We start from the raw sequence: 14,117 nt of genomic DNA on the forward strand, positions 1-14,117 counted from the left end.
CTCACCCTGCGTTCCGGGCCAGTGCGAGAACCGGACAGGCGGCGTCGAGGACATCACCCTGCCGGGTTTAGAAAAAGACCTAGCGCACCCCTCGACATACTGCTTGCCAAAGGTCGGGGAAAGATCTCTGCCGCTCCATGTGCCGGCGGTGCCTGGAGGATGGCGGCCCGGATTGTCAGAGTCCGTCCATTGTCCATGTGATTGGAAGTCGAGCTGTGACTGAAGAGCCCTCTGTCGCACTTGTCCGCCCGCTGCACCAGATCCTCACGGACCACGCCTCGCAGCGAGCGGACGAGCGGGCTTTCCAGGACTCTCGGCGTTCCGTCACCTACGGCGCTCTGGAGCGGCGCACCCGGTTCCTGGCCGGGCACCTCGCCGCACTCGGGGTCGGCCGCGGCGACCGCGTCCTGCTGCGCATGGGCAACCGGGTCGAGATGGTCGAGAGTTATCTCGCCGTCACGCGCGCGGGAGCCGTCGGCGTGCCGGTCGACCCGCGGTCCTCCGACACCGAGCTCGCCCACCACCTGGCCGACAGCGGCGCCCGCACGGTGATCAGCGGCGCGGCACAGATACCCCAGGTGGTACGGACCGTTCGGAGCAGCGGCCTGGACTGCGGCCTGATCGTCGTCGGTGCCGCCGAGCCCATGGCGGGTGCCACAGACTTCGAGCACCTCGCCGTCACCGCGCCGCCCGCCGACGCGCGGGACGACCTGGACCTGGACGAGACGGCCTGGATCCTGTACACGTCCGGCACCACCGGACGCCCCAAGGGCGTGGTCACGACCCAGCGCAAGTCCCTGTGGGCCACGGCCGCGTGCACCGGGCCGATCCTCGGTCTGTCCCCGACCGACCGCCTCGTGTGGCCCATGCCGCTGTACCACGCCGCCTCGCACAACATCGGCGTCCTCGCCACGCTGGCCGTCGGCGCCTGTGCCCACATCATGGAGGGCTCGGCACCGGACGAGATCATGGAGACCGTCCGCAGCCAGCAGGCCTCCTTCCTCGTCGGCTCCCCCACCACCTACCACCGCATGGTGGACCTCGCGCGCGAGCGCGGGCTCGAACTGCCCGAGCTGCGGGTGTGCATGGCGGCCGGTTCGGCCTGCCCTCCCGCGCTGCACGAAGCCTTCGAAGACACCTTCGGCATCCGCCTCCTGGACAGCTACGGCAGCAGCGAGACCGGAGGCGCCATCACCACACAGGCGCCCACCGGGCCACGCGTCATGGGCACCTGCGGCACCCCGCTGCCCGGCCTGACACTGCGTCTGACGGACCCTCAGACCGGCGAGGAGGTGGCTGCCGGGCAGGAGGGCGAGATCTGGGTGCACAGTCCGGCCACCATGACCGGTTACCACAACGACCCGGAAGCGACCCGGGCCGTGCTCGTGGACGGCTGGTACCGCACCGGTGACCTCGGCCGACAGGACCCGGCCGGCCTGCTCACCATCACCGGCCGGGTCAAGGAACTCATCGTCCGCGGCGGCGAGAACATCCACCCCGCAGAGGTGGAGCGCGTTCTGGCCGGGGTTCCCGGCGTGGCCGAGGCCGCGGTGGCGGGCAAGCCCCACGCCGTACTGGGCGAGGTGCCCGTCGCCTACCTGGTGCCGGGACCGGATGGCCCCGGAGGCATCGACGCCCGCAAGCTTCTGGAGACCTGTCGCCGGGAACTCTCCTACTTCAAGGTGCCCGACGAGTTCCACATCGTCGACGGCATCCCGCGTACATCGACGGGGAAGACCGCCCGTCGGCGGCTGGCCGAGCTGCCCGGAACGCTGCTCGTCGTCAATCCGTCGGTGAACGTCCGCCCCGATCTTGCCGCCGAAAGCCCGACCGGAACAACGCCCGCCGTGCCCCCGGTGTCCGCCGGCGCCGGCCTCCTGACGGCACAGCACGGGCTGCTCGGCCTGGTGCGCTCCGTGGTCGCGGACGTCCTCGGTCTGCCCTCCGAGGAGGTGACCGCCGATCGGCCCCTGCACGAACTCGGCTTCACCTCCCTGTCCGCCGTGACCCTCCGCGACCGGCTGTCCGCCGCCTCCGGCCACCGTCTCTCGGCCGCTGTGGCCTACGACTACCCGACCCCGCAGGCTCTCGCGCGGTACCTCGACGGCCTGGCACAGGACGGCTCCGGCGCCGAGGATGCGGAGGACGCTGAGGGAACGGCTGTGACGGGGCAGTCGGACGAGCCCATCGCCATCGTGGCGATGGGCTGCCGTCTGCCCGGCGGCACCCGGACGCCCAAGGACCTGTGGGACCTGCTCATGGCGGGAACCGACGCGGTCGGCCCGCTCCCCGACGACCGGGGCTGGGATCTGGACCGGCTCCTGGACGACGAAAGCCGCGGCGGTGGAAAGTCGTCCGCCCGGCAGGGTGCGTTCCTGGACGATGCCGGGCGGTTCGACGAGGCGTTCTTCGGGATATCGCCGCGTGAGGCACTGGCAATGGATCCGCAGCAGCGGCTGCTGCTGGAGACGGCCTGGGAGACCTTCGAGCGCGCGGGCATCGACCCGGTCTCGCTGAAAGGCAGCCGGACTGGTGTCTTCGCCGGTGTGATGCACGGGGGCTACGGCCCCGGCCTCCACGAGCGTGCCCCCGAGAACCTGGAGGGCTACCTCGGCAACGGTTCGGCCGTCAGCGTCGCCTCCGGCCGCATCTCCTACACGCTGGGGCTGCTGGGGCCGGCGATCACGGTGGACACGGCGTGTTCGTCGTCGCTGGTGGCGATCCATCTGGCGGCGCAGTCACTGCGGCAGGGCGAGTGCTCCCTCGCCCTCGCGGGCGGCGCCACCGTCATGTCGACGCCCGGCGCGCTCGTGGAGTTCAGCCGCCAGGGGGCACTCTCGGCCGACGGTAGGTGTCGGGCGTTCGCCGCCGGGGCCAACGGCACCGGCTTCGCCGAGGGCGTCGGCCTGGTCCTGCTGGAACGACTCTCGGACGCACGACGGCTCGGACACCCCGTACTCGCCGTGGTACGAGGCTCCGCCGTGAACCAGGACGGCGCCTCCAACGGCCTCACCGCCCCCAACGGCCCCGCACAACAACGAGTCATCCGCACCGCCCTCGCCCAGGCCGGCCTCACCCCCGCCGACATCACCGCCGTCGAAGCACACGGCACCGGCACCACCCTCGGCGACCCCATCGAAGCCCAGGCCCTCCTCGCCACCTACGGCCAGGACCGACCAGCCGGAAACCCCCTCCTGCTCGGCTCGGTGAAGTCCAACATCGGCCACACCCAGGCCGCCGCAGGCGTCGCCGGCGTCATCAAGATGGTCATGGCCATGAGCCACGACACCCTCCCACGCACCCTCCACATCGACGCACCCTCACCCCACGTCGACTGGCACACGGACCGGCTCCAGCTCCTGACCGAGTCCCAGCCCTGGCCGCGCACCGGGACACCGCGCCGCGCCGGCGTCTCGTCGTTCGGCGCCAGTGGTACGAACGCGCACCTGATCCTGGAGGAAGCACCCCCCGAGCACGTACTCGCGGCCGCTCCCCAAACACCCGACACGATGCTGCCGATGCTGCTGTCGGGGCGCGGTGAGGGCGCACTGCGAGCCCAGGCCGAACGCGTCGCTGACTTCCTGGAACGCCACCCGGACCTGCCGACCGACACCGCAGCACGCATGCTCGCCGGCACACGAACCATGTTCGAACACCGCGCCGCCATCACCGGAAACAACCGCACCGAACTCATAACACGCCTGCGCACACTCGCCGACACCGACGCGGACACGCAGACCGACCCGGACACCGAGACCGGCGTCATACGCGGCACCGGCCGCCCCCTCGGCAACCCCGCACTCATCTTCCCCGGCCAAGGCGCCCAATGGCCCACCATGGCCGTCAAACTCCTCGACGACAACGGCCCCTTCGCCCAACGCCTCCAAGAATGCCGCCAGGCACTCCAACCCTTCGTCGACTGGGACCTGTTCGCCGTACTACGCGGCGAACCAGACCAACCCGACTTCAACCGCGTCGACGTCGTCCAGCCCGCACTCTGGGCCGTCATGGTCTCCCTCGCCGCACAATGGCACGCCACAGGCATCCACCCCGCCGCAGTCATCGGACACTCACAAGGCGAAATCGCAGCCGCCACCGTCTCCGGCGCACTCACCCTCTCCGACGGCGCACGCGTAGTCGCCCTACGATCACAACTCATCACCCACATAGCCGGCAACGGCGGCATGACCTCCCTGGCACTACCACGCGACGAAGCCGAAACCATCGCCACCCACCTCGGACTCGAAATCGCCGCAGTCAACAGCCCCGCCAGCACCGTCCTCTCCGGCCCCGCACAAGCACTCGACCAACTCGCCACCTGGTGCGAAGAGCACCAGACACGCTTCCGACGCGTCCCCGTCGACTACGCCTCCCACTCCTCCCACGTCGAAGCAATACGCGACCAACTCCTCCAAGCACTCGCACCCGTCACACCACGCACCGGCGAACTCCCCTTCTACTCCTCACTGACCGGCGGCCCGGTCGACGGCACCGAACTCGACGCCGACTACTGGTACCAAAACCTCCGCCACACCGTCGACTACCAAACCGCCACCCACACACTCGCCCAAACAGGCATCACCGCCTACATCGAAGTCAGCCCCCACCCCGTCCTCACCCTCCCGACCCAGGAAACACTCCAAACCCTCGACCACCCCACAGAAGAACCCGCCGTCCTCGCCACACTCCACCGCGACCACGGCGACACACACGACTTCACCCACGCCCTCACCACCGCATGGACCCACGGCATCACCCTCCGCCCCACCACACCACCCATCCACCCCAACCTCCCCACCTACCCCTTCCAAGGCACCCACCACTGGCTCAACACACCATCAGGCGGCGACCCGCAGTCGTTCGGCCTGCGCCCCGTCGTTCACCCGCTGCTGGGCGCCGCGATCCACCGCGCGGACGAGGAAGGTGTGGTGTTCACCGGGCGGGTCTCCACGGCCACGCATCCATGGCTGGCCGACCACGTGGTGCGAGGGTCCGTCCTGTTTCCCGGAACGGCTTTCGTCGAGGCCGCGATACGGGCGGGTGACGAGGTGGGCACTCCCTGCCTGGAAGAACTGGTCCTTGAGGCCCCGCTCGTGGTCGCGGCCCAGCAGACCGTCAGCCTGCAGGTGACCGTCGGGGCGCCGGATGGGTCGGGACGCCGTGCGGTGAGCGTCCACTCCGCGCCGCAGAGCGGCGCCGAGTCGACGGCCGACCCGCTGTGGTCCCGGCATGCCAGCGGCTTCCTGGTCCCCGCCCTGCCGGATGACACCGACGCCGCCGAAGCGCTGGCGACCTGGCCGCCGCAGGGCGCGGAGGCGGTGCCCGTCGCGGACGCCTACGAGCGGATGGCCCACGCCGGATACGGCTACGGCCCCGCGTTTCGAGGCCTGCGAGCCGTGTGGCGCAGGAACGCGGAGGTCTTCGCCGAGATCACCCTGCCCGAAGGGGAAAGGACCGACGACTGGGGTCTGCACCCGGCGTTGCTGGACGCGGCCCTCCACCCCGACGTCCTGGGCGAGGTGGACAAGGACGAGTCCCAGCCGCTCAGCCTGCCGTTCTCCTGGCGCGGTGTCCGGCTGCACGCTTCCGGGGCCACCACGCTGCGCGTCCGGCTGACCTGGCCGGAGCCGGAGGGCGTCGCGCTGCTCGCCGTGGACCCGGCAGGAGCCCCTGTCGTCTCCGTGACCACCTTGTCGACGCGGCCCATGGGGGAAGGAACGGCATCCGCAGCGGACGAGACCGTCCGGCAGATGCTGCTGCACACGCAGTGGAAGCCCGTGACAACCCCACCCGTGCCGCAGCCCGCGGGCCGATGGCTCGCGGTGGGACCCGACGCCGCGCGTTTCGCCTCCGTCCTCACCGACGCGGGCTTCGACGCGCACGGTGTGCCGGACCTGGCGGCGGACACCATGGGGCCCGCGCCCGACACCCTGCTCCTGCTCTGTGACCGTCCCGGGCCGGAAGCCGCCGACACCGCGGTCGCGGCCCGAGCACGCGTGCAGGCCGCCCTCGCACAGGTGCAGCGCTGGTTGCGCGAGGAACGGTACGAGGCCACGCGTCTCGTCCTCGCGACCCGTGGCGCCATGGCGGCCGATCCCGCGTCCGGCGTGGCCGACCTGGCAGGGGCCCCCGTGTGGGGTCTCGCCCGGACTGTGCAGGCCGAACACCCCGGACGCCTCGTCCTGATCGACCTGGACCCCGAGGCGGACTCCCCGGCCGGCGCCGCGGACGTGGCGGGGCTGCGCGCCGCCGTCGCGTCCGGTGAGCCGCAGACTGCCGTTCGCGCAGGCCTTGTGCTGGTCCCCCGCCTGACGCGCGCGGCCGACCTGGCGTTCGGAGAACCTCGGACGCTCGATCCCGAGGGCGTCACCCTCGTCACCGGCGGGACCACCGGCCTGGGCCGGCTCGTCGCCCGGCACATGGTCGCCACGCACGGCGCCCGCCACCTGCTGCTGCTGAGCAGAAGCGGACCCACAGCCGAGGGCTCCGCCGACCTGATCGACGAACTCGCCGCCCTGGGCGCGTCCGTGACCGTCGAAGCGTGCGACGTGGCCGACCGGGACGCTCTGGCCACTGTGCTCGGCGGCCTCGACCGGCCCCTGACCGCCGTGGTGCACAGCGCCGGCGTCCTCGACGACGGGACGGTATCCGGTCTGTCCCCGGAGCAGGTCGACGCCGTGTTGCGGCCCAAGGTGGACGCGGCCCTGCACCTGCACGACCTCACGCGCGACGCCGACCTGACGCACTTCGTCCTGTTCTCGTCGGTCGCCGGCACGCTCGGCGGCGTCGGACAGGCCAACTACGCCGCGGCCAACGCCTTCCTCGACGCCCTCGCGGAGCACCGGCGCTCGCTCGGACTGCCCGCCACCGCGGTGGCCTGGGGCCTCTGGGAGGACGGCGGCCTGACCGAGCATCTGGGTGCCACCGACCGCGTCCGCATCGCCCGCAACGGCGTCCGGCCGCTCGCCGCCGATCAGGGACTGGCGCTGCTCGACGCCGCCGTCGCCCGCCGAGGTGCCGCCTTCGTCGCCGCGCGCTTCGACCACGCCGCCCTGCGGCGGCGATCCGGCGGGGTGCCCACCCTGCTGAGCGGTCTCGTCCGCGCTGTCACGCGGCGTACCGCCGCCGGCGAAGCCGGTGACGCGGGGGACGCCGGCGCCTGGCTCGCCGGACTCTCGTCGCAGGAGGCCGAACGCGCCCTGCTCGACGTGGTGCGCCGACACGCCGCAGCGGTCCTGGGACACGAGTCGCCGCAGGCAGTACGCGCCGACAGCGCGTTCAAGGACGTCGGCTTCGACTCGCTCTCCGCCGTCGAGCTGCGCAACCGCCTCAACACCGCGACCGGTCTCCGGCTGGCCCCGACCGTCGTCTTCGACTATCCGACCCCGCAGGTCCTGGCGGAGCACCTGGCCGAGAGCCGCGACGGAGTCACGGCAGCGGCGGCGGCCGTCCCGACGCTCCGGGCGAGCGGCACGACGGACGCCGACCCCATCGCCATCGTCGCGATGGGGTGCCGCCTGCCCGGTGGGGTCGCGGGCCCGGAGGACCTGTGGGAGCTGCTGCGGTCCGGAACCGACGCGATCGGCGAGTTCCCCACCGACCGCGGCTGGGACCTGGACACCCTGTACGACCCCGACCCGGACAAGCCTGGCACGTCCTATTCCCTCAACGGTGGCTTCCTGGAGGGTGCCGGGCGGTTCGACGAAGCGTTCTTCGGGATATCGCCGCGTGAGGCACTGACGATGGATCCGCAGCAGCGGCTGCTGCTGGAGACGGCCTGGGAGACCTTCGAGCGCGCGGGCATCGACCCGACGTCCCTGGGCAACAGCACGGCCGGCGTGTTCGTCGGCGCGATCGCCCAGGAGTACGGCTCGACCCTGCTGCACGAAGCCCCTGAAGGGCTGGACGGCATGCTCCTCACGGGCAACGCCACCAGTGTGATCTCCGGTCGGCTCTCGTATCTGCTAGGGCTGCTGGGGCCGGCGATCACGGTGGACACGGCGTGTTCGTCGTCGCTGGTGGCGATCCATCTGGCGGCGCAGTCACTGCGGCAGGGCGAGTGCTCCCTCGCCCTCGCGGGCGGCGCCACCGTCATCGCGACCCCCGGTACGTTCACCGCCTTCAGCCGACAGCGCGCCCTGTCCTCCGACGGTAGGTGTCGGGCGTTCGCCGCCGGGGCCAACGGCACCGGCTTCGCCGAGGGCGTCGGCCTGGTCCTGCTGGAACGACTCTCGGACGCACGACGGCTCGGACACCCCGTACTCGCCGTGGTACGAGGCTCCGCCGTGAACCAGGACGGCGCCTCCAACGGCCTCACCGCCCCCAACGGTCCCGCACAACAACGAGTCATCCGCACCGCCCTCGCCCAGGCCGGCCTCACCCCCGCCGACATCACCGCCGTCGAAGCACACGGCACCGGCACCACCCTCGGCGACCCCATCGAAGCCCAGGCCCTCCTCGCCACCTACGGCCAGGACCGACCGGCCGGGGAACCGCTGCTGCTCGGCTCGGTGAAGTCCAACATCGGCCACACCCAGGCCGCCGCAGGCGTCGCCGGCGTCATCAAGATGGTCATGGCCATGAGCCACGACACCCTCCCACGCACCCTCCACATCGACGCACCCTCACCCCACGTCGACTGGGACACAGGCCAAGCCCGGCTGCTGACGGAGAATGAGCCCTGGCCGCGCACCGGCACACCGCGCCGCGCCGGCGTCTCGTCGTTCGGGATCAGTGGTACGAACGCGCACCTGATCCTGGAGGAAGCACCCCCCGAGCACGTTCCCACGGCCGCTCCCCAAACACCCGACACGATGCTGCCGATGCTGCTGTCGGGGCGCGGTGAGGGCGCACTGCGAGCCCAGGCCGAACGCGTCGCTGACTTCCTGGAACGCCACCCGGACCTGCCGACCGACACCGCAGCACGCATGCTCGCCGGCACACGAACCATGTTCGAACACCGCGCCGCCATCACCGGAAACAACCGCACCGAACTCATAACACGCCTGCGCACACTCGCCGACACCAACACCGACCCGGACACCGAGACCGGCGTCATACGCGGCACCGGCCGCCCCCTCGGCAACCCCGCACTCATCTTCCCCGGCCAAGGCGCCCAATGGCCCACCATGGCCGTCAAACTCCTCGACGACAACGGCCCCTTCGCCCAACGCCTCCAAGAATGCCGCCAGGCACTCCAACCCTTCGTCGACTGGGACCTGTTCGCCGTACTACGCGGCGAACCAGACCAACCCGACTTCAACCGCGTCGACGTCGTCCAGCCCGCACTCTGGGCCGTCATGGTCTCCCTCGCCGCACAATGGCACGCCACAGGCATCCACCCCGCCGCAGTCATCGGACACTCACAAGGCGAAATCGCAGCCGCCACCGTCTCCGGCGCACTCACCCTCTCCGACGGCGCACGCGTAGTCGCCCTACGATCACAACTCATCACCCACATAGCCGGCAACGGCGGCATGACCTCCCTGGCACTACCACGCGACGAAGCCGAAACCATCGCCACCCACCTCGGACTCGAAATCGCCGCAGTCAACAGCCCCGCCAGCACCGTCCTCTCCGGCCCCGCACAAGCACTCGACCAACTCGCCACCTGGTGCGAAGAGCACCAGACACGCTTCCGACGCGTCCCCGTCGACTACGCCTCCCACTCCTCCCACGTCGAAGCAATACGCGACCAACTCCTCCAAGCACTCGCACCCGTCACACCACGCACCGGCGAACTCCCCTTCTACTCCTCACTGACCGGCGGCCCGGTCGACGGCACCGAACTCGACGCCGACTACTGGTACCAAAACCTCCGCCACACCGTCGACTACCAAACCGCCACCCACACACTCGCCCAAACAGGCATCACCGCCTACATCGAAGTCAGCCCCCACCCCGTCCTCACCCTCCCGACCCAGGAAACACTCCAAACCCTCGACCACCCCACAGAAGAACCCGCCGTCCTCGCCACACTCCACCGCGACCACGGCGACACACACGACTTCACCCACGCCCTCACCACCGCATGGACCCACGGCATCACCCTCCGCCCCACCACACCACCCATCCACCCCAACCTCCCCACCTACCCCTTCCAAGGCACCCACCACTGGCTCAACACACCATCAGGCACCTCTCGTGGTGCGTCCGGGCTGGGCGCGGTCCCCACCTCGCATCCCTTGCTGGGTGCGGCCGTGGAACTGCCCGGCACCGAGACCGTGGTGTTCACCGGCCGGCTCTCGGCGGGCAAGCCCGCATGGCCGGCAAATGAGGGCACCGAGGGTGCGGAGCGGGAACTCGACTGGCTCGCCGCGGAGTTGGCCCTCTCGGCCGGTGAGCAGCTGGGCAGGGGCCGACTGCGTGCCCTGACCGCGCAGGCACCGTTCGTGATGCCGGCGTCCGGCGCCGTTCAGGTCCGCGTCACGGTCGGTGAGGGTGAGGAGCCCGGCGTACGCACGGTCCTGGTGCACTCCCGGCGCGGCGACGACGTCCTGGGGCTGCCCTGGACCTGCCACGCGACGGGTGAGCTGGTCGCGGCGGCAGCCGAGCCGGACTGGGATCTCGAGGCCTGGCCGCCCGCGGACGCCCTCCCGATGCCCGAGCCCGAACTGCGCCTGGAGTACGGGGCCGTGCACTCCGCCGTACACGGCGTGTGGCGACGGGACAGCGAGGTGTTCGCGGAGATCTCCGTACCGGACGCGCTGCGTGAGGAGGCTCGACGGTTCGGTCTCCACCCGGTGCTGGCGCAGGCCCTGCTCAGCCTGGCGGGTATGAAGGGCGTCGCGCCCGAGACCGCCGCATCCTGGCGGGTACGGGCCTGGGGGGAGGTCTCGCTGCACGCGTCCGGCGCCTCCATCCTGCGCGCCCGTGTCTCCCCGGGGCCGGACGGCTCGGTGTCGCTGGCCGCCGCCGACGCCACTGGAGCCCCTGTTCTCTCGGTCCCGGCCGTGCGGCTCGAACCCGTTGCGCGTGAGGTGCTCAGGGCCGCGGACGTGGCGCGGCAGGACAGCGTGTTCGGCGTCGAGTGGACCGCCGTGGACACGCGGGCGAACACCTCCGACGCCGATGCCACATGGGCCATCGTGGGCGAGGACCGTGTGCGCATGCGGTCCTCGCTGATGACGGCGGGACGCTACACGGAGACCTACCCGGACCTGGCGGCGTTGACAGCCGCTGTGGAGGGGGGCCGAGACGTCCCCGACATCGTCGTGGCCCCCTTCCTGGAGAAGTACGGCGAGCTGTCCGGGCAGGAGCTGGTGGACGCCGTCCACGCCACGACGGTCCGTGCCCTGGAGACAGCCCGTGCCTGGGTGAACACACCGGTCTTCGACCGCTCCCGGCTGGTGTTCCTCACCAGTGGTGCCGTCCCCGCGGTGGCCGGGTCCGACGACGCGTCACCGCTCGACCTCGTGGGGGCCGGCATCTGGGGTCTGATCCGCAGCGCGCAGTCGGAGTACCCGGACCGCTTCGTGCTCGTGGACACCGACCTCGCCAAGCCCACCTGGCGTGCCCTGGACCGCGTGGCGTCCTCCACCGAGCCGCAGTGGACGCTGCGCGGGCGGACGGCGCGGGTCCCGAGGATGGCCCGTCTCGTACCGGGCAGTGCTCTCCCGAGGCTGGACGTCGGCCTGGACGGTACGGTGTTGATCACCGGCGGGACGGGCATGCTGGGCTCCGCGGTTGCCCGTCACCTGGTGACCGAGCACGGTGTGAAGGACCTGCTGCTGACGAGCCGTCAAGGGCCGGACGCGCCTCGGGCGGCGGTTCTCGAAGCCGAACTGACGGAGCTCGGGGCCCGGGTCCAGGTGGCCGCCTGCGACGTGACGGACCGCGAAGCTCTGGCCGGCCTGCTCACGAACCGGCGGATCGGCGCCGTGGTGCACACGGCGGGCGCGACGGACGACGGGATCCTCCCGTCTCTGACTGCGGAACGCCTGAGCAAGGTGCTGCGCCCCAAGGTGGACGCGGTCGTGAACCTGTACGAACTGGTCCGCGAGGCGGGGGTTGGGCAGTTCGTGCTGTTCTCCTCGATGGCCGGCATCCTGGGCGGTCCCGGACAGGCCAACTACGCGGCGGCGAACACCTTCCTGGACGCGTTCGCCCACCACATGCGCTCCCGGGGTGTCGCCGCCACCTCGATCGCATGGGGTCTGTGGGCCGGGGCGAGCAGCCTGTCGGGCCCGTCCGGGAAGGACCGGCAGCCGGTGGTGCTGCGCGGAACGCATCCGCTCGTCAAGGAGCAGGGTCTCGGACTCTTCGACGCGGCATGGGCGGCCGGGCGCAGTCTCGTGATCGCGTCCCGGCTGGACTTCGCCCAACTGACCGCCGACGCGGAGACCGGCGACGCGGCCTCCGTGCTGCGGGCTCTCGTGCCCGTCGGCACCCGCCGCACGGCCCGGGACACCCCGGCGGAGAACACGGACCTCCGGCAGCGGCTGGCGGCGATGAGCAGGGCGGAGCGGGAGACGGTGGTGACCGACCTCGTACGGGACCGGGCGGGTGCCGTCCTCGGGCACACCGCACCGGGCAGCGTGGCCGCGGACGCCCCGCTGAAGAACCTCGGATTCGACTCGCTCACCGCTCTGCAACTGCGCACGGCCCTCGTCGAGGCGACCGGGCTGAGGCTGTCGGCGAGTGTGGCGTTCGAGTTCGACACACCGGTGGACCTCGCGGAGCACTTGATCGAGCGGATCCTTGCCTCCGCATCTTCAACTCTCGGCGGAATCGAAAGGCCCTCGGATGAGAATTGACAATGTGTTCATCGACTCGCTCGGTGTCGTGCTGCACGAGTTCGAGCCCGTCGAGCGGGCTGTGGCCCAGGGGCTGATCAGCCAGGAGACCGTGGACGCGAACGGGCTGACCGGGACCCACCTGGCGCACGACATTCCGGCCGTGGAACTCGCGGTCTCCGCCGCGCGCGTCGCCATGGAGCGGTCGAAGCTGCAACTGGAAGACATCACGGACCACGTGCACAGCGGTGTGTATTACCAGGGCCCTCAAGGCTCCTATCCACCGGGATACATCCTGCGCGAGCTGGAGGTGGAGCCGGTCTCGTCGCTGTACCTGCGTCAGGGCTGCAACGGCATGCTGGGTGCCCTGGAGGTGGCGGTCGGCCAGATGACGGGCGCCGCCCAGGCGGAGACCGTACTGCTCACGTCGGGTGAGAACTTCACCGCCACGGGCCTGAACCGTTACTCGGGACTCGGCCAGGCGTACTTCCTCGCTGACGGCGGCGCCGCGGCCCTGATCAGCGCGGACGAAGGTTTCGCGCAGATCAGGTCGCTGAGCTCGGGCATCCTGCCGGAGCTGGAGCGGTGGCATCGTGGTGACGGCTCACTGTTGCCGGACGAGGGCCGGGAGAGCGACGGGGACATGGCTGAGCGGGCCACTCGCTACAGCGAGACCGAGACCCCGCTCTCCGAGACCCTGGAGAAGCTCACCCTCTTCAATCTCGGCGTCATTCGCCGGGCACTCGTCGACGCCGACCTGAATGCCGACGACATCGCCAAGGTCGTACCGATCAACATGGATGGCCGGATGATCGAGTACTCGGTCATGATGCCTCTCGGCCTGACCATGGACCGCTCCACGTGGGACTTCGGCAGGGGCATCGGGCATGTGGGCGGCGCCGACGTGTTCATCACCCTGGAGCACCTGGTCCGTACGCGCGAGGTGGCTCCCGGTGACCACGTACTGTTGATCTCCCAGGGCCCGGGCTGGATGTGCACGGCCTGTGTCGTCACCCTCGTCGACCTTCCCACCTGGGCGATATGACGTCTCTCCGCCACCGCAGGATCGTCTTCGACACGTCGAGGTCGCCGGTGGCGGCGGTGCAGGACACGGCAGGCGGTGAGCACACGGATGCCCTCGCACTCAATGGGCCAGGAGATCCGCGGCTCTCGGATTCGATGACGAGAGACGCCACGTCCCCGGACAAACCCAACCAGGGTCTCCCCGAACCTCTGCAGGAAGCCCCGGCCGAGGACGAGAGCCGACCGGAACGAGATGTCGGCGTGGGCAGGTCGTGCGGGCGCCGCGCCGGCTCCGGGGCGGCTCGTCGACGGCCTACGGAAGCGGGCCCGGTGCCGGGGCGGGCTGTCGCCCCGGCACCG

Annotated in this window: 2 protein-coding genes; both read left to right on the top strand. The window is 70.8% G+C overall.

The window, feature by feature from the left end; translation table 11 throughout:
- Window positions 1-215 precede the first annotated feature (215 nt).
- Window positions 216-12,755, top strand: coding sequence for an SDR family NAD(P)-dependent oxidoreductase (locus tag OG858_RS06120; RefSeq protein ID WP_328545069.1), 12,540 nt, complete (start codon window positions 216-218; stop codon window positions 12,753-12,755).
- The gene (locus tag OG858_RS06125; protein ID WP_179201092.1) at window positions 12,745-13,779 is read left to right on the top strand and encodes a ketoacyl-ACP synthase III family protein; all 1,035 of its coding nucleotides are present in this window, start codon (window positions 12,745-12,747) and stop codon (window positions 13,777-13,779) included. The genes OG858_RS06120 and OG858_RS06125 overlap by 11 nt, the downstream gene beginning before the upstream one ends.
- The last annotated feature ends 338 nt before the right edge of the window (window positions 13,780-14,117 follow it).

This window comes from Streptomyces europaeiscabiei, assembly GCF_036346855.1.
Lineage (GTDB): Bacteria > Actinomycetota > Actinomycetes > Streptomycetales > Streptomycetaceae > Streptomyces > Streptomyces europaeiscabiei.